The organism is Aquiflexum lacus (assembly GCF_015476655.1).
Lineage (GTDB): Bacteria > Bacteroidota > Bacteroidia > Cytophagales > Cyclobacteriaceae > Aquiflexum > Aquiflexum lacus.
Genome location: NZ_JABFHF010000003.1, coordinates 196,324 through 214,577, shown reverse-complemented (window position 1 = coordinate 214,577; position 18,254 = coordinate 196,324). Strand labels below are relative to the sequence as shown.

18 protein-coding genes and 1 tRNA gene are annotated in these 18,254 nt (G+C 39.4%); 7 read left to right on the top strand and 12 right to left on the bottom strand.

The genetic code is table 11. The features are described 5' to 3' along the window. Positions 1-22 precede the first annotated feature (22 nt). The 4 genes from HMJ38_RS04570 to HMJ38_RS04555 all read left to right on the top strand — a co-directional run bounded on the left by HMJ38_RS04570 (position 23) and on the right by HMJ38_RS04555 (position 4,447). Positions 23-1,303: a mandelate racemase/muconate lactonizing enzyme family protein gene (locus HMJ38_RS04570; protein ID WP_194973182.1), complete on the top strand. Its 1,281-nt coding sequence runs from the start codon at positions 23-25 to the stop codon at positions 1,301-1,303. A 169-nt stretch (positions 1,304-1,472) separates the two neighbouring features. Then, a complete protein-coding gene (locus HMJ38_RS04565; protein WP_194973181.1) occupies positions 1,473-2,405 on the top strand; it encodes an RraA family protein in 933 nt (310 codons plus the stop codon). A gap of 60 nt (positions 2,406-2,465) precedes the next feature. After that, positions 2,466-3,950 (top strand): mandelate racemase/muconate lactonizing enzyme family protein, encoded by a 1,485-nt coding sequence (locus HMJ38_RS04560; RefSeq protein ID WP_194973180.1) that lies wholly within the window; start codon positions 2,466-2,468, stop codon positions 3,948-3,950. Positions 3,951-4,015: 65 nt separating this feature from the next. Continuing rightward, complete coding sequence (locus HMJ38_RS04555) at positions 4,016-4,447, top strand: nuclear transport factor 2 family protein (RefSeq protein ID WP_194973179.1); 432 nt, start codon at positions 4,016-4,018, stop codon at positions 4,445-4,447. Between the two features lie 211 nt (positions 4,448-4,658). On the opposite strand, the gene HMJ38_RS04550 is transcribed toward HMJ38_RS04555, so the two are convergent. Next, complete coding sequence (locus HMJ38_RS04550) at positions 4,659-5,435, bottom strand: hypothetical protein (protein ID WP_228779884.1); 777 nt, start codon at positions 5,433-5,435, stop codon at positions 4,659-4,661. Positions 5,436-5,834: 399 nt separating this feature from the next. Between HMJ38_RS04550 and HMJ38_RS04545 the strand changes: the two genes are divergently transcribed. Beyond that, positions 5,835-6,710, top strand: coding sequence for a glutamate--tRNA ligase family protein (locus HMJ38_RS04545; protein WP_194973178.1), 876 nt, complete (start codon positions 5,835-5,837; stop codon positions 6,708-6,710). A 228-nt stretch (positions 6,711-6,938) separates the two neighbouring features. Here HMJ38_RS04545 and HMJ38_RS04540 read toward each other — a convergent pair whose 3' ends face one another. Then, positions 6,939-8,420, bottom strand: coding sequence for a S10 family peptidase (locus tag HMJ38_RS04540; RefSeq protein ID WP_194973177.1), 1,482 nt, complete (start codon positions 8,418-8,420; stop codon positions 6,939-6,941). 244 nt (positions 8,421-8,664) lie between these two features. On the opposite strand from HMJ38_RS04540, the gene HMJ38_RS04535 reads away from it, so the two are divergent. Continuing rightward, positions 8,665-9,402, top strand: coding sequence for a pseudouridine synthase (locus HMJ38_RS04535; RefSeq protein WP_194973176.1), 738 nt, complete (start codon positions 8,665-8,667; stop codon positions 9,400-9,402). Here the strand turns inward: HMJ38_RS04535 and HMJ38_RS04530 are convergent. Continuing rightward, positions 9,383-10,240, bottom strand: a complete 858-nt coding sequence (locus HMJ38_RS04530; protein ID WP_194973175.1) for a bile acid:sodium symporter family protein — start codon at positions 10,238-10,240, stop codon at positions 9,383-9,385. The two genes, HMJ38_RS04535 and HMJ38_RS04530, sit on opposite strands and share 20 nt — an antisense overlap. Positions 10,241-10,397: 157 nt before the next feature. Further along, entirely contained in the window at positions 10,398-11,954 is a 1,557-nt protein-coding gene (locus HMJ38_RS04525; protein ID WP_194973174.1) for a neutral/alkaline non-lysosomal ceramidase N-terminal domain-containing protein, read from the bottom strand. A 117-nt stretch (positions 11,955-12,071) separates the two neighbouring features. On the opposite strand from HMJ38_RS04525, the gene HMJ38_RS04520 reads away from it, so the two are divergent. Further along, a complete protein-coding gene (locus tag HMJ38_RS04520) occupies positions 12,072-12,662 on the top strand; it encodes a hypothetical protein (protein WP_194973173.1) in 591 nt (196 codons plus the stop codon). Positions 12,663-12,783: 121 nt separating this feature from the next. On the opposite strand, the gene HMJ38_RS04515 is transcribed toward HMJ38_RS04520, so the two are convergent. The 8 genes from HMJ38_RS04515 to HMJ38_RS04480 all read right to left on the bottom strand — a co-directional run bounded on the left by HMJ38_RS04515 (position 12,784) and on the right by HMJ38_RS04480 (position 18,140). Beyond that, positions 12,784-13,845 carry a YihY/virulence factor BrkB family protein gene (locus tag HMJ38_RS04515; RefSeq protein WP_194973172.1) on the bottom strand — a complete coding sequence of 354 codons (1,062 nt, stop codon included), beginning with the start codon at positions 13,843-13,845 and terminating at the stop codon, positions 12,784-12,786. A gap of 117 nt (positions 13,846-13,962) precedes the next feature. Further along, positions 13,963-14,523: a 1-acyl-sn-glycerol-3-phosphate acyltransferase gene (locus HMJ38_RS04510; RefSeq protein WP_194973171.1), complete on the bottom strand. Its 561-nt coding sequence runs from the start codon at positions 14,521-14,523 to the stop codon at positions 13,963-13,965. Then, positions 14,520-15,323: a patatin-like phospholipase family protein gene (locus tag HMJ38_RS04505; RefSeq protein WP_194973170.1), complete on the bottom strand. Its 804-nt coding sequence runs from the start codon at positions 15,321-15,323 to the stop codon at positions 14,520-14,522. Before HMJ38_RS04505 ends, HMJ38_RS04510 begins: the two co-directional genes overlap by 4 nt. Continuing rightward, positions 15,313-16,158 (bottom strand): MBL fold metallo-hydrolase, encoded by an 846-nt coding sequence (locus HMJ38_RS04500; protein ID WP_194973169.1) that lies wholly within the window; start codon positions 16,156-16,158, stop codon positions 15,313-15,315. The genes HMJ38_RS04505 and HMJ38_RS04500 overlap by 11 nt, the downstream gene beginning before the upstream one ends. 86 nt (positions 16,159-16,244) lie before the next feature. Continuing rightward, positions 16,245-17,192 carry an acetyl-CoA carboxylase carboxyltransferase subunit alpha gene (locus HMJ38_RS04495; protein WP_194973168.1) on the bottom strand — a complete coding sequence of 316 codons (948 nt, stop codon included), beginning with the start codon at positions 17,190-17,192 and terminating at the stop codon, positions 16,245-16,247. A gap of 214 nt (positions 17,193-17,406) precedes the next feature. After that, positions 17,407-17,664 carry a GIY-YIG nuclease family protein gene (locus tag HMJ38_RS04490; RefSeq protein WP_194973284.1) on the bottom strand — a complete coding sequence of 86 codons (258 nt, stop codon included), beginning with the start codon at positions 17,662-17,664 and terminating at the stop codon, positions 17,407-17,409. A 109-nt stretch (positions 17,665-17,773) separates the two neighbouring features. Then, entirely contained in the window at positions 17,774-18,031 is a 258-nt protein-coding gene (locus HMJ38_RS04485) for a GIY-YIG nuclease family protein (protein ID WP_194973284.1), read from the bottom strand. Between the two features lie 35 nt (positions 18,032-18,066). Then, a tRNA-Asp gene (locus HMJ38_RS04480) sits at positions 18,067-18,140 on the bottom strand. Positions 18,141-18,254: the final 114 nt, after the last annotated feature.

Genomic DNA, 18,254 nt, shown 5'->3' with positions numbered 1-18,254 from the left:
AAAAACCAAAAAAACTCAAGTAATGATAGATAAAAAAGACAGTAGAAGATCATTCTTACAAAAAGGCTTGGTCGCCGGCCTGACAGGTGGGGCCCTGCTAAGCACATTTGGACAGGGATTGAGTGCCGCAGTGGACAGGCAATCACCTTTTTCCAATCCCTCCGATTTGAAAATTACAGATGTAAAATGCGGATATGTAAGAGGTGCTCTTTATGTTAAAATATATACCAACCAGGATGTCTGGGGTTGTGGAGAAGCAGTTGATGCCATCCACGGCACCTATCATTTGGTGAAAAGACTGGGAAATCAAATTAAGGGTCAAAGTCCCTTGAACCCAAACCGTCTGGCAGAACAAATCAGAAAAGGTGCTTTTTTTGGAGGTGCACAATCAGGCGTTTTTGTTGCAGTTCTTACTGCGATAGAAACTGCCTTATGGGATATTACAGGCAAAGTATTTGGAGTTCCCGTTTATCAATTGTTGGGAGGAAAATACAGAGATAAAATCAGGGTATACTGTGATACAGCCTTATATACTTCCACAAATCCCACTCCGGCAGATTATGCTTTTGCCGCCAAAGACGCAGTAAGCAGAGGATACAATGCGGTAAAATTTGATGTTGATGATGGTCGTGATCCAAATAAATATGACAGGTTCAATTGGACAGCAAACAATGCTGAAATAGATCGAATGTACAATGCCATTGCTGCTGTAAGAGAAGCTGTAGGTCCAAATATTGATATCTGCGTGGATATGCATGGTAGGTATGACGCAGTTACAGGATTGAAAATGGCCAGGATGTATGAAGATTTAAATCTCATGTGGCTGGAAGAACCTATTCCGGCTGACAATCCTGAAGTATATAAATCCATCACTTCACAAACCTCTACACCTATATGTACAGGAGAGAATATTTATCTGGCTTATGGATTTACAAGATTGCTATCCGAAGGAGCTGTAGATATCATCATGCCTGATATCCAAAAAGCCGGGGGCTTAGGTGAGGCCCAGCGTATTGCCAATCTTTCAAACCTATATTACGTGCCATTTTCCCCACATATGGTAGCTTCCTTCCTAGGTGCAATGGCAAGTTGCCATGTCTGTGCTTCGGTCCCAAACTTCCAGGTTATGGAATGGCAGATCTATATGGACAAAGATCAATTGTGGAAAGATATCGTCACCTACGATGGTCCAAGGACCGAAAACAGCTTCATTACAGTTTCAGAAAAGCCCGGTATCGGTGTGGAAATCAATGAGGAAGGTATGAAAAAATATGCTGCTCCAGGGATTCCGTTCTTTGAATAGAACCGAAGAGTATTTTGCAAATTCCGAGAAGTAGTAAATTGGTTGATTCCTGTAGCATGAATCTTTGATTGGTCAAAACAGTGAATCAACCAATCCTATAATTGCTAAGAGGATTTCAGTTATTAATCAATTAAATTATTTGAAACTTCAATATCAAAAACCCGAGATTATGAGAAAACCAATTTTACTAGCCATTGCATTTGTCACATGCTTGGCTTTTTCCACCAAAGCCCAACAGATTTCTCCGACACCCGATCAAGTAAAAATGCTAACCTCCCAATGGACAGGTGAACGGTTTCCTGATGGAAGACCTAAGGTGTCCGATGATTTACTCAAAAGGCTGGAAAAACTTTCTATGGAAGAATCATGGGGGTTTTTAAGAAACAAAGGGTATAACAACCAATATGAAAATGATTGGGTTATCATCGATGATGACCGGGTAATGACAGGCAGGGCACTCACTGCACAATATATGCCGCTAAGGACCGATGTCAATGACCTTGTAAAAGAAATTGGTAAAAAAGAAGGCCGTACCCAAGCCGGAGGAACCAACTCTTGGCCGATAGACAAGCTGGTAGACGGTGATATTTATGTGGCAGATGGTTATGGTAAAATTGTAGATGGCACCTTAATAGGAGATAATCTTGGAAATGCCATTTATGCCAAAACTAAAAGGGGTGTTATTTTTTATGGATCTGTTCGCGATATGGCCGGATTGTCTGCAATAGATGGCTTTAATGGATGGGTAAAGGGTCATGATCCCTCATACATTCAGCAAATGATGCTTACGACCATTAATTATCCTATTCGTGTTGGAAGGGCTACCGTACTTCCCGGGGATGCAGTCCTTGCTAATAAATTTGGGGTGATATTTATTCCTGCCCATCTTTTGGCTGACCTGGTCATTAATGGAGAATTCATCATGCTAAGGGATCAATTTGGTATCCAAAGGCTAAAAGAGGGCAAGTATACTGCCGGTGAAGTTGACAGCAAATGGAGTGAGACAATTGTAAAGGATTTCCTGGATTGGGTCAACAATAAAACTGACCTGCCTATGAGCCGAGAAGAATTGAATAATTTCCTTAAAGACAGGAATTGGTAGTTCCTGATCATCAAAACAAACAAGCTATAACCCAAACATTAACAATAAACCTAGAATATCATGAAAAACGCGCTGAAGGATATAATCAAAACCACCAAAGAAATTGAAAAGCAGTATGCGGCGGAAAGATTGGCAGAAATGAACAATGTCAATACAAAAGCAAATAGAAGGGATTTCCTTAAAAAGACGGCACTTGGAGGAATGTCTTTAACTGCCTTGATGGGACTTTCTATGGAAGATACCATGGCAGAAACCACCTCAAATGTTAGAAGGGCTTCTGCACCTTCTGATCTAAAAATCACTGACCTAAGGTATTGTGTCACTACAGTATTGGGCAGGACCGCCATTATCAGAATCGACACCAACCAAGGAATTTACGGACTAGGGGAAGTACGGGACGGTGCAGATCCAAGGTACGCGTTAATGCTGAAAAGCAGGATTTTAGGAGAAAATCCATGTAATGTTGAAAAAATCTTCAAAATCATCAAGCAGTTTGGTGGGCAAGCACGTCAGGCAGGCGGTGTCTGTGCTGTAGAAATGGCCCTTTGGGATCTTTGTGGAAAAGCTTACAACGTGCCTGCATGGCAGTTATTGGGCGGACGTTACAGGGACAACATCAGATTGTATGCCGATACACCTACAGGAAGTGATCCCCAGGACCAAAAGGAAAAAATCAAATACAGGACAGAAACCCAAGGGTATTCTTGGCTTAAAATGGACGTTTCCATTAATCAGGTTAGAAATATCCCCGGGACCTTGAATAATACAGAAATTATGAAACAAGGTTCCAATCAATGGCAGGGTGGTTACATGTCTTATGCCAACACAAAACATGCATTTACCGGTGTCCAAATAACCGAAAAGGGATTGGACGAACTCGCGAAAATAGTACATGAGGTCAGAGAAATGGTTGGCTATGAAATTCCGATTTCAACAGACCATTACGGTCATATCGATGTCAACAACTGTATCAAATTGGGTAGAGTACTTGAAAAATACACCTTGGCATGGTTGGAAGATATGGTTCCTTGGCAGTGGACTGAACAGCATAAAACCATTACTGATGCTTTGGATACCCCTACCACCACAGGTGAAGATATTTTCTTGCTGGAAAACTTCAAAGATTTGATACACAACCGGGCAATAGATATTGTGCATCCTGATTTGGCATCATCAGGTGGCTTATTGGAAACAAAAAGAATTGGTGATTACGCAGAAGAGTTTGGCATAGCCATGGCCATGCATCAGGCAGGAACTCCGGTTTCATTTATGGCAAATGTACATTGTGCCGCAGCCACTCAGAATTTCCTTTCATTGGAACATCACTCTGTTGATCTACCTTGGTGGGAAGATATGGTCAAAACCACAGGTGGCGATAAATTGATCGTAAAAGGTTATGCACCCGTTCCATTGACTGCTCCAGGATTGGGAATTGAATTGAATGATGAGGTCGTAAAACAACATCTCCACAAATCAGATTCATCCTATTTTGCTCCTACACCTGAATGGGATGAAAAAAGATCCCACGATAGAACTTGGAGTTAATCAGAAGATCCAAATTGGAAGGGCTGTGAAATTTTTAACACAGCCTTTCCTTTAAATTTGAAAAAATGAAAACATTATTAATACTCTCCCTTTTTTATTTCTTAGGCTTCAGCTCAATGGTTGATGAAAAAGAAAAAGTAAGTCAAGCTGTTCAGGAGTTTGCAAAAGCAGTAGTGGAAGCCGACGAATCTAAATTTTTGAAATTATTGTCCGATGATTTGGTATACGGTCATTCCAATGGCTCAGTGCAGGACAAAAATGCCTTTATTGCCGAAATCATAAGTCTGACACCATTTGATTACCTCGCCGTAGATGTGGAAAATCAGGAAATAACCATTTCTGGTAATGTAGCTGTTGTTACGCATATTTATGTCGCAACAGCTGAAAACAAAGCCATGGAAAAAGTAAATATCAGGATAGGTAACATGATGGTTTGGGTGAAAAGTAAATCTACTTGGAAGTTACTTTCCAGACAAGCTTACAGGTTGCCTCAGTGATCTAATTTTAGATTTAAGATTTTAGATTTAAGATTTAGATTCCTGGTTACCCAAAACTCAGGACAGCCTTTGATATTCGTTTCTTGGCTATTATCTCAAAATTGAAGGATCTTAGATCTCTAGGTTCTCGCTTCTTTTTACTTGGCTCTTGGGGCCCCATGCCGACAGCTAACGGTACGGGGCAGGCTTTGGTTCTTGGTTCTAAATCCAATCATCCCCCACCATCTATCCTCCGCATATCTTCGGGATATTCTCTTCTGTACCTTGTCCTACGGTCGAGGAAATCAATCAGCAGGCGCTCTACCCTATCATAATCCATATCCACAAATTGGTGGTCAATGTGCAAGAGGTTGAATTCGATGATCAGGTCATCCATATCTTTGTCGGTCAGATTGTATTCCATTTTGAGAACCTGCATGACTGAATCTGACTGAATAAGATCAAGGTAATTCTGTTGACGTGAGATAAAGGCCAATTTCCTGGCATACTGTCTTTTTTGCCTTTCACTCTTCATAAAGTAGGAAATGGGGCCATCTATTGTAAAACCTGGATTGAGGCCTTCGTTGTTGCTAAGGCCTGAATAAATTTTCCCAGGACCAGCCGGTCTGTCACTCAAACTTCTCATACTGGACTGATTGCCAACCTTAAAAGGAATTTTAATCTCCTCCCCATATAAATCAAACCTTGGAAGTGTTCTCGCATCCAAATAGATTTCCGTAAGAATATGTGTCTCCTCACCTACCAAAATTTTCTTGGGAATAAAATAAGGTCTTGTTACCAAAAGACTGTCACCTTTGACACCTTTAACCCGAAAATATCCTCTTTCATTGGTCAAACTGCTATCCTTTCTCTGAAGATTGATTACCCACACTTTTTCAAGAAAACCTTTATCCATACCTTCAATGACATTGCCGGTAATGACCTGTGATTGAGCTTGGGTCTGTATTAGAACAACATAAATGAAAAGGGCGAGAAGATATTTTTTCACAAATCAAAGTTACTTCAGGAAGACATACCAGAAAAGTTTAAGGCGTTAAAATATATTAATCAGGTTCAGTCACGGATAATTCTTCAGTTTTCCAAAATAATCAGTACCCAAAAATTCTTTATTTTCAGTCCTATACCAAAGTCTTTCAGCTGGATTTTTCAAATCTCCAATGATGATTTCCCTATTCAAGAGTATCGCCCTTGTTGGTCATTATAAGCAATGGGCTTTAAATCGATTCCAAATCAGAAATAGAAGGTTGAAAAGAATATAAAAAATAAACATGGGTATGAGGAAAAGATATTTCAGGTGCAATTTCAAATGTGCTCGATTAAATGAGCTGTATTGGTATTAAATTCTCAATAATATTTAGATTTTTGTAACTATCGTTCGAGATATTTTATGAAAAATTTTAAGCTGACGAGGTACGCCCCCACTCCGAGTGGATTTCTTCATTTGGGAAATGTTTATTCATTTGTTGTAACTTATCATTTGGCCAAGAAGCACCAAGCAAAAGTCTTATTGAGGATTGATGACTTGGATAAGGAAAGGATAAAGAACCGATATATTCAGGATATTTTTGATACGCTTGATTTTTTAGAATTACCCTATGACTTGGGTCCAAAGAACTTAAAGGATTTCACAAGTAATTTTTCCCAAAATAAAAGGATGGAGCAATACACAAAAGGCCTTGAAATCCTTAAAAAAAGCCAATTGCTTTTTGCCTGTGATTGTAGTAGAAAAAAGGTGGAGAAAATGCATCCTAAAGGATACTATACCGGTTTTTGCCGAAACCGAAAATTGCCTTTTGATCAAAATGAGATCTCTTGGAGGCTCAAAGCAAATATGCATCAGGACATATCTTTCAAAGATCTTAATGAGGGTCATATTGTTGGTAAACTACCCGGAATCCTGACAGATTTTGTAGTCCGAAAAAAAGATGGCCTACCTGCCTATCAATTCACTTCGATGGTCGATGACCTACATTTTGGGGTTGATCTGATTGTCAGAGGAAAAGATCTTTTTGGTTCCACTTTAGCACAGGTATATCTTTCCGAACATTTGGCTCCCAATACATTTGCGCAAAATACTTTTTATCATCACTATCTCCTACAAGATCCAAAAAATCAAAAGCTATCCAAATCCGCAGGGGCATCTTCTATCCAATTCATGCGCAAATCCGGGAAAAAGAAAGAGGATATTTATAAGATGATTGGTGAATGGCTGGGGGTGAAGGAACCTATCAAAAGTTTGGAGGAGTTTGGGAGGTATATTTGAGCTAAATGCCACTAGCAATCCATCAAACAAAGGATTGCCAGTGAAAAGGACCATGCCTTGTCACCTCGACGACAGGAGAGGTCTAAAACCCTAAGGCTTTTCAGATTTCTCCCTATGGTCGAATGACAAGGAGAAGTCTAATTCGAAAATTTAAAGTTTTTCGTTTGAATTGAGGAAGGCAAAAAAAAACCTTTGAGTACGCTGCGGCGCACTCAAAGGTCATTGGCATCAATACTTCGCAGGAACTCCTTTACCCGGCAAAGTCTTTTGGATAAACTGTCTAATGTCTTCGTTGGAAGTGGCTAAATCTTCGGCACGCAGGTACATCATGTGACCGCTTCTATAGCCTTTGAAACTTAACCTATCCTGCATTTTACCAGCAGGATCCATTTGCCACATGTTGTATTTGGCATTGAAGTAATCCGTACCTCCATCAAAATACCCTGATTGGGTCATCACATGAAGATATGGATTCTGTAACATGGCCTGAGCCAATTGCATACCTGTATTTTCATTGCTTCTGTCCCATGGATGCACCGGGCCGAATAAATTATAGGTCAAATCAGTATCAAATTTCAATACGTTTTTAGCATAGTAATTCATGGCAGGAGAAAAGGCATGGTTCCAGGAAGTCAAAGCCGGGTCATAATCATATCGCTCCCCTGCATCGGTTTGGTCTATTCCCCTGTACCGACTATCAAGCCTTCCAACAGTAAAACCTTTATCACGCATCAATTCTTTCCAATAAAAACTGGTAGGGACAGCTAAAGCATGGTTCAAAATCACCTGCTCACTCAAGCCTGAATAATAAGCCATTTTTTTGGCTATTGCTTTTCTTTCAGCAGGATCTAAGGAACCCCCTTTTGAAATAGCAGGAATGAGGACATCTAAAGTATATTTTTCCACTTCAGGGAGAATATCATCCAAATCCCTACTTTGAAGGTCTGAAGGAAGGACTTTATGATACCAAGAAGTTGCAGCATAATAGGGAAGGTAATTGGCTTTGGCAACCGGACCGCTTCTTTCCAATCCCATAGGAGTTGGTGATACCAAAACTACCCCGTTGAAATACATCCAATGGGAATTTTGTAATTCGTGCACCAAACCTGCCACACGTGTTGTACCATAACTTTCTCCAATTAGATATTTCGGCGAAGGCCATCTGTTTTGTCTTGTCACAAAGGTCTTGACCCAATCTGCCAAATATTTGATATCTGAATTGATTCCAAAAAAAGTGGATCTGGGAGTTTCTTTATCAAGAATTCTGGAGTATCCGGTATTGACAGGGTCTATATAAACGATATCCGCAACATCCAAAATGGAATGGGGATTTTGACTTACCCCATAAGGTTGTAGCGGGTTTCCTTCATCATCAATATTCAATTTGTAGGGACCTGTATAGGCTAGGTGCATCCAAAGGGATCCAGAGCCTGGGCCACCGTTGAAAGAAAAAACCAATGGTCGAGCTGCTTTATCACTGATATCAGTTCTCTCATAGTAAGTAAAAAACAAAGTGGCAATTGGCTTACCGTCTTCATTCCAAACAGGCATGGTTCCTGCGGTAGCCTTGTAGGGCACCCTTTTTCCTTTGATGGTTACTTCTCCATTGGTCACTGAAGCGGATTCTACCTTAATTTCTCTAGTCTCTTGCGAAAAAGCAAATGACATGGAGATGAGAAACAGGCATACGGTCAATAATTGTTTTTTCATATTCGATCTAAGTCTTATTCTTTGACTAAGATAATTGATCTCTTAAAACAGTCATTAGGAATTATATAGATTGATTTGTGAAAAGGATAAGTGGGATAATTTTTACCAAAAGGGCAAAAGCTCAAAGCGAACTTTTGCCCTTTTGGTAAAAATGTAATTGGCATCATTAAAATTCTCACTTTAAAAAAGAAGATTGGAAGGGAAGAGTTACTTTGCATTAATGAAAAATTTAAAAATAATATAAATGACTTTAGAAAAACCAGTTTTAGAGATACTTTTTGAAGATGATTTTTATATTGGAATCAATAAACCTGCAGGTTTATTGGTACACAAAACCAATATAGCTAATGATGAAGAAACCCTATTTGCTCTCCAAATATTACGTGATCAAATTGGGCAAAAGGTTTATCCACTGCACCGAATTGATAGACCGACAAGTGGGGTTTTGGTATTTGCCAAATCATCAGAAGCTGCTTCATTACTTCAGCCCCTTTTTCCAACTACTGAGGTAGAAAAATTTTACCTCTGCATCGTCCGTGGTTATATGGAAGATAAGCATGGGGTCATCAATCATCCCTTAAAGAAAAAATTGATTGGGGAACTGCAGGAAGCCCAAACTTCCTATTGGTCTCTGGCCCAATCAAAAATACCTTTCTCCTCTTCACCAAAATACCCAACAAGCAGGTATTCACTTTTGAAAGTATATCCACATACCGGCAGGATGCATCAAATAAGAAGGCATATGGCACATGCACGTCATTATGTCATCGGAGATTCTACTCATGGAGATAACAAACAGAACAATTTTTTCAGAGTGCAATTCGGATTGGAAAATATGTTACTGCACGCTTGGAAATTAAAATTCACTCATCCTTACTCCAATCAGGAAATCAATTTACAAGCAGATTTGCCTGATCATTTTCTAAAAACTCTGGTATATTTAAACCTGCAGTCAGACGGGATTAAGCCTTTTTCTTATTAGCCCAAAAAATGATGACTGCTGAAGTGATAAACATAATCAAACTATAAATAGCAATTGGAATAGTCATCTCGGAATTTTTCAACAATGTTGCGGCAATCATGATACCCAAAGTTCCATTCTGAATTCCGGATTCTATAGAAACTGTAAGTCTTTGCCTTTTAGGAAGTAGGAAAACGGTAGCCAAAAAGAAGCCGACTATCAAGGTCAGTACATTCAAGGAAAGCATTATCGGTCCAGTAAGGATAAAATATTCAACAATCGAATCCCTCTCTTTGAGAATGGCTGCTATCAGTACCGCGGCAAATATCACAGCTGAAGCTATCCTAACAGGCCTATCGGCTTTAATGGCCAAAATTGGAAATCTCTTCTTTAAAAACATCCCAATAGAAACCGGTACTACAGTCACACCCATAATTTGAATAATTGTCTCTAATACCGGAAGTTTGATACTCCCCTCCTCTCCAAAAAAAGCAATGGCAAAATTGACTATGATCGGAATGGTAATAATCGTAATTAAAGAACTTACCGCGGTAAGGCTTATCGAAAGCGCAATATCACCCTTGGAGAGGTGGGTAATCAGGTTCGAAGTAGCACCTCCTGGACAAGCGGCCAAAATCATCACTCCCACTGCCATTGCACCTGTCAGCCCAAAAACCTGGGCAAGGGCAAAACCAAAAATGGGCAACAAAATCAGTTGGTTTGTCAAGCCAAGAATCATGGCTTTGGGATAAACAAAGATGTTCTTAAAGTCTTTAATGGAAAGTGATAAGCCCATACCCAGCATAATAAATGCCAGGGCCAAAGGAAGAAAAACTGCTGTCAAAATGCTGTCTTGCATGGTGGAATTGGTTAAGCGTTTTTGGGTATGTGAAAATTGGAAAGGGAAAATAATGATATTTATGGATATTTGATATTGATAGATATTTTGATCAAAATTTCACCTGAGATAGATTGGCTATTCCCAATCATGTATTCAAAACTCTAATGCTCAACTCTTACCTAAGATCCTCCAATAATTCCAAAACAACTCGATGTAAAACAGGTGCAGTTTCAGGACCAAGGGAATTGATTTCACCATAGGGTCTTTTTTCTCTTCCATAAGTAAATGGCGGTTTTTCATCCCATTGGCTTTTGGGAACTATATAACCAATCATATCATTGGACATACCATTGAAAAACCTGAATTGACCGGGCATGACTGATCTTATTGCTGGTACTTCTATAGGTTCTATTCCAAAGTCAGCACCCTCAGGTAATTCTATACCTCCATTCAAAATCTCAGGATACAGTTCACCAGGAATATGGACGAAAGATGCCGGACCTAAATTCCAAACAGCCACTTCCGATCTTATTTTCCACCAAGAACTTAGTCCTCTTTTAAATATACCGATCCATGCCGCCAATCTGAAAAGCTTATTATCCAAAGAGAGTTCTATACTTTTTGCCCTGATATTTAGATTTCCATTCTTTACTTCCACCACGGAATCACTTATCAATTTTTCCAAAACAATCTTGGCAAGCGCTTTACCTTGTGCATCGATTTTATCATTGTTTTCTTCCTGAAAAATCTCACCAGAATAAGGGTCTACAACGGGGAGAGATGGATGCGTTGTCATCAAACCACCAAGTGCGCCATTTAAAAAAATTGATGTGCCTCCCATACCTTCCAGTTTGAGGCTATCTTTCTCCATGATTCCATTTTCCACATATTCCCTAAAATAATGGGGGAAATCTGAACTGATCATCGTATTTCCTGACCAAAGTGTCTCAGGATGGTTTCCCCAATTCATGAGCGTCCCTAAAGTTCGACCTTCCTTTACAGATACAGCTTGCATAATCTGAATACTGGCATCGAAAACCTGAGGATCTCTGGTATCACCCACCAAAGGATGTGCAGTATCTTCATCGACTGCAAACCTGAAATAAGCAGGTTCCAGAACATTTGTGGCAGACTCCACTGACTCAAGTATTCCCTTCATGACAAACTCCAGATAATCAGCATTGACACCATTGGAATATTCATTTACACCCCACATTCCCATCAGATCAGGCGAAGAATGCACGTGGGTACTGGAAATGATCAAATAATCGATATTGAGTGATGCTTCTAATCTCTTTCTTACATTGACCACATCATCGTGGCCAAATCCAATCATATCAATGACACATAAAGCCAACCTAGAATTACCATCATCCAATACCATTGTTCTGGCCCAAAGAGGATCATTGACCCCTGAAGCAGGTCTGTTTTGATGAAAACCTGCCAAATAGATGGGATCAAATTGCCCGTTGCCATTTCGATCTTGGTAAACATCCCCATCTTTCTCACTGAAACGGGCATCTCCATTGTGATCTGTCCAAGTGTCAAAATATGTTGGGGTAATGTCTACCTTTGAAAACCCGGCTTTGATTTCTTCAGAATGGGCAGCATTGATCTTTATATCGACCTCATATCCCTTATGTCGGTCCCTAAATTGATATAAAGTATAAGAAATAAAAATAACTGCAAGAGCCAATAGCAATATCAAACTTACCTTTAGCCATTTTTTCATACGTCAAAGGGTCTTGGGATCATATTACAATATAGAATTAAAAATATTTAAAAAAAAAATGTTAAAACTTACCTGATCTATATCCGTTTTTTGGGATAGGTCTATTATCTTTTCCATATGAAAAAAGGGTTGCTCTTAATATCTATTTCTCTACTGTTTTTCCAATGCGATTTAAGTAGAGATGGGTTACCTGCCAACTCCCAACTCCTTCGGAATACGGACATTTCACGCTCACCAGATTCAGTGTCTCCTTGGGTACCTGTCGCAAATGAAGGATTTTCCTTAGGAGTCAGTCAAGAGATTTTTCTTTCCGGAAACAGGTCATTATTTATTGAAAATCAGGATAGCCTCAATGTAAATACTTCAATATGGAGGCAATCATACAATGGTCCCATGCCTTCTGAGGGAAGGCGTTTGACCCTTCGCACTCATTTAAAAGGTGAAAATGTTGAATTAAAAGGCCCCAACAGTAACATTTATATTTCGATCAGAATGTTTCCTGTAGAGGATAGCGAAGGCACAACCATCAATAGATTTTTGAGCTCTCAAAATAGATTTCGGGTTTTTGGTACTTTTGATTGGGAACCTTTGGCAATCACACTACCCAGCGTTCCAAAAGACATTGACTTTATTATGGTGTATCTCGTAATGGGTCCGAGAACAACAGGAAAAGTTTACTTCGATGATATTACCCTGACAGTTGAATAAATTCTGAATACCTTTCTCAGTATACTTTCCAGAAACACAGGTACAATATATTTTGATGAAATCACATTGACAGTTAAATGAATGACCCTGTTACGCTTAATTGAAATTGATTAGATTCTTGTCAATGAGTTTCATCATCCTTTTTCTGCTTTTCCTTCTCCTCTTCCTTTTTTTCTTTTTCTATGGCTTTTTCTTCCTCCACCCCAGCCTGCTTAATCTCCTCGGGCGTATCTTTATCTGTCGCTTTTTTGATCATCTTTCCATCACCATCTACTTCCATCAATTCCACCCTTACGGCCTCCTTGTAGGGTGTAATGCTTCCTCCTGCTTTTTCTGCAATGTAAAAAGTAATTTGAGCTCCAAATAAGAAGATGATTACCGAATAATAAATCCAAATGAGGATGAATACCAACGAACCTGCAGTCCCATAGGCACTTCCAACACCTGAATTTGCCATATAAAAACCAAGTAGGTATTTTCCCGAAGCAAACAGAAGCATTGTCACAAACGCTCCCAGCCAAACATCTCTCCATTTTACCCGGGCATCAGGAAGAACTCTATACATCAATCCAAAAATGACAACCAAAATACCCTGAGCAAATATAAAATTTGCTATGGAAGCTAAAAACAAGGTGGATTCATCAAGTAAATTTGATAAATACCTGAAAAAAACCACAATGATGGCATCAACCAATAGGGAAACCAACAAGACAAATCCAATGGAAGCAACCATTGAAAAACTCAATAACCGGTTGATAAGAAATTTTAAAAGACCTCTTTCCGGCTTTGCTTTTATATGCCAAATATGATTGATACTGTTTTGTAAACTTACAAATACTGTAGTGGCACTAAATATTAATACTCCAACACCTAAGACTTTGGCCCAAATACTTTTGTTATCAACTCTGGCACTTTTAATGATATTATCGAATGTTTCGGCACTGTCTGAACCCAAGGTTCCAGAGACTTGATTAAGTAACTCTTCCCGCACTTCTCCTTCACTGTAAAAATAAGACGCTACCGTTAGTGAGACAATCAAGAGACCCGGTAAACTAAAAATGGTATAAAAAGCTGTGGAAGCTGCAAAGGTCATCGCCTCATTTTTAGAAAAATCTTTTACACTCTCCATAATGATTTGGAAAGAAGTGTGTTTTTTGAATCTTCTAAAATTCGATCTAAACATGATTTTAAGTTTTATCCCAAGCTATCGATTATTCGATAGTTCTAATTAAAAAAAATTACCATTTGCAATTGCTATACAAAATCAATGCTATCCTTCTAAAAGGATTAAAAAATCTCATTAACGAATTCCCTTTTCAGGATATTTCCCGGTAACTGTTCTTCCAAATGCCTTCATTTCTTCAATTTGTTCATCCATTTTTCCATTGGGATAAATAATCGGTCCAATGCCTGCTTCTTTCTTTTTATAGTCCAAATAACCGATAACGATCGGGACATCTGCACCCAACGCAATATGGTAAAATCCTGACTTCCACCTTGGAGCGTAGCTTCGGGTACCTTCGGGAGTCACCATGATGACCAATTCATCAGCATCTTTCAGCATGTTGACCATGGCCTCTGTATAGGTTTGCTTTCTTCCGCCCGGAATTCTTTTTCTATCAATGGCAATTCCTCCCAATGCTTTAATCAACCAACCCAAAGGCCCTACCATAACTTCTTTTTTGATCGTAAACCTGACAGGGATATCCATCAGAAAAAAAGCTGCCCTGGCATACAATATATCCCAGTTGCTTGTATGCGGAATTGCAATCAATACTGCTTTTTTAAGGTCTTTGGGCCATCCTATATTTAAAGACCAACCACTGATCCAGAATACTATTCTTGACAAAAACTTCATCATGATTTAACTACAATTTTTTCTTTGATTGCAAGCTCTAATATTACTTGGTTTTCAGCAACAAATTCCATTGCAGTTTGATAACCTACTTCAAAAATTTCCTTTGCTTTTTTGATATCAAGGACGCCATATCTGGCAAGTCCTTGAGGCTCTATGAAATAGTCACAGCTGTTTTTTCTACTGTATGCGTTGTAGTTCATTGACATAATTACAGTCCTTTCAATGAGGGCTTTGATGTTTTTGATATTATGTTCAACAGGTAGATGATTACAGTTTACACCTATAATGGCATCACAGAAACCTTCCAAAGGTTCTACAGGAAGATTATTCAATACCCCTCCATCTACATAAAATACATGATTGATTTCCATAGGGTCAAACATTCCTGGAATGCAAGATGAAGCCATCAAAGGTTTGATCAGTTCTCCTTCCGAAAAATAAACCACTTTTGCTCGTTTGATATCGACCGCTACCACCGTAAGTGGGATCTTAAGATCAGCGAAGTTATTGGTTGGCAAATACTTGGTATAGAGCTCTTCCACCGAATCCATTTTAAGGATTCCTGTCCAACTGATGGCGGGTTTTATAAATTTGAAATAGTTGGTTTTGATGATAATTTCCAGAATTTCATCAGGTTCCAATCCACTACAATACAGCGCACCAGCAATGGCACCGGCACTGCTTCCGCTAAATCTGTTTGGGTATATTTTATGTTGGTTTAGGGCCTTTAAAACTCCCAAATGGGCCACTCCCCTGACTCCTCCACCTGAGAGAGCTATTCCAATTTTTTTATCAGAGTTCATGCAATGCAAATGTTTGGTCCAAACGTACGCCTTTTTCAGTCATTTTAACGGTGCAGCATTCATTTATAGGATCGTGTTCCAAAAATATAACATAATTGTTCAAAGCGGCTTCCTCAAGAAAAATCTTTTTTTCATCCAAAGTGATTAATGGGCGGGTATCATAACCCATTACATAAGGCAATGGAATATGTCCTACAGAAGGTAACAGGTCTGCAGCAAAAACAACTGTCCTGTCTTTATATTTAAGCTTAGGAAGCATTTGTTTATCCGTATGCCCATCAGCAATCAGAAATTCAAAAGAAGAGTCAAATTTCTTTTCCTTGAGATCCAGGAATTTTAATTGACCACTTTCCTGAATCGGTAATATATTTTCTTTCAAAAATGAAGCCTTTTCCCGTGCATTGGGTTCAATGGCCCATTTCCAGTGGTCTTCGTTTGACCAGTAGACAGCATTTGGAAAGGTCATTTCAAGTCTATCTGGATTTCTATTATGATACCTGACTCCACCCCCACAATGGTCAAAATGTAGATGTGTCAGAAAGTTGTCCGTAACATCTTCGAAGCTAAAGCCATTGGTATGTAAGGAGCTTTCAAGACTCATGTCTCCATGTAGAAAATAGTGGGAAAAAAACCTGGCATCCTGCTTATTTCCAATGCCATTGTCAATCAAGATCAACCGATCTCCCAATTCCACCAGCAAACAGCGCATGGCCCAAGTGCAAAGATTGTTTTCATCTGCGGGATTTGTTTTTGACCAAAGCACCTTAGGAACGACACCAAACATGGCACCTCCATCTAATTTAAAAAATCCGGTATGGATTACATGTAAGTTCATTGGGGTTCTACTGAAAATAACGATCCCACAAAACCATCTACCAACACAAATTGGAATTAGGATTTTGTGGGAAGGTATAAATGATTCTATTCCTCAAAAACTCCCATTGCACAGAATTTATCAATTCTTTGGTCAATGCGTTTTTCAGGTTTGATTTTATCCAATTCTTTCAAGGCTTCCAGAATAGTCTGTTTGATTGTTCCTGCCATTTTTTTCATGTCTTTATGAGCACCACCAAGTGGTTCTTCAATAATGCCGTCAATCAGACCGTTGGTTTTCATATCAATAGCTGTAAGCTTCAAGGCCTCAGCAGCCTGTTCTTTATAATCCCAACTTCGCCACAAAATCGAAGAACAAGACTCAGGTGAGATCACAGAATACCATGTGTTTTCCAACATATATACCTTATCACCAATGGCAATTCCCAAAGCACCTCCAGAGGCACCTTCTCCAATGATGATACAGATGACAGGAACCTTAAGCATAAACATTTCTTTGAGGTTCCTCGCTATCGCTTCTCCCTGTCCTCTTTCCTCGGCCTCAATACCTGGAAATGCACCAGGAGTATCTATGAGGGTGACAATTGGTTTGCCAAACTTCTCAGCCATTTTCATCAACCTCAATGCCTTTCTATATCCTTCAGGGTTGGCCATTCCAAAATTACGTTCTTGCCTTTGTTTGGTATTTCTACCTTTTTGTTGGCCCACAAACATTACTGACCTACCATCAATATCCCCAAGCCCACCAATCATGGCCTTGTCATCTTTGACAGTACGGTCTCCGTGGATTTCTATAAAATCATTGGTGATTTCATATATGTAATCTAGGGCATATGGTCTATCCGCATGACGGGACAGCTGAACCCTTTGCCACCTGGTGAGATGTTGGAACGTTTCTTTTTTCAAAGTCTGAATCTTTTCTTCCAAAGACTGAATATCTGTAGTCAAATCAATGTTTCTACCTTTGGCTAAATCCTTCATTTCCTGAAGTTTCAGCTCCAAATCAGCGATTGGTTTTTCAAATTCTAATAGCATACTCGGTTTTTTTGACTTGGGCAAAGATAAAAAGAATATTGCGAAGAAAAATTATTTGTATGTAAACACCAAAAAAGAACCGGAAGTATGGAATAATATCCAATAAATTAAAAAAGCCTTAGGATTTCCCAAGGCTTAAGCGGAATGGACAGCCTGTCCCGAGTATCGGGAGGACTCGAACCCGCGACCTTCCCGAGAATTCGGGACTGGCATTTTAACCAGCTGAACTACCAGAAATTAAACGTTGAAAAAATTCACGGCTTTTCTGCGCTTTAAGGAACCTTTCTCTTAAGAGTGCATCCTGCTTATTCTCAAACTTCTCTGAGTAGACGATTTTCCAAGGCTGTTTCCTAGATGTAAAACCTTTGTGAAGCGCATTGTGCTTTTGGAGTCTAGAGATAGGATCTTGGGTAGAGCCTATATAAAAGGTTCCGTCTATTTCAGATTGTATTATATAGACAAAATGACCCATAATTAAAAAAGCCTTAGGTCTTCCCAAGGCTTAAGCGGAATGGACAGCCTGTCCCGAGTATCGGGAGGACTCGAACCCGCGACCTTCCCGAGAATTCGGGACTGGCATTTTAACCAGCTGAACTACCAGAAATTAAACGTTGAAAAAATTCACGGCTTTTCTGCGCTTTAAGGAACCTTTCTCTTAAGAGTGCATCCTGCTTATTCTCAAACTTCTCTGAGTAGACGATTTTCCAAGGCTGTTTCCTAGATGTAAAACCTTTGTGAAGCGCATTGTGCTTTTGGAGTCTAGAGATAGGATCTTGGGTAGAGCCTATATAAAAGGTTCCGTCTATTTCAGATTGTATTATATAGACAAAATGACCCATAATTAAAAAAGCCTTAGGTTTTCCCAAGGCTTAAGCGGAATGGACGGGACTCGAACCCGCGACCTCCTGCGTGACAGGCAGGCATTCTAACCAGCTGAACTACCACTCCGTTTACTCTTTATTCTTTAAAAATGATGAACTCGAACCAGCGACCTTCCCGATATATCGGGACAGGCATTCTAACCAGCTGAACTACCACTCCGTTTACTCTTTATTCTTTAAA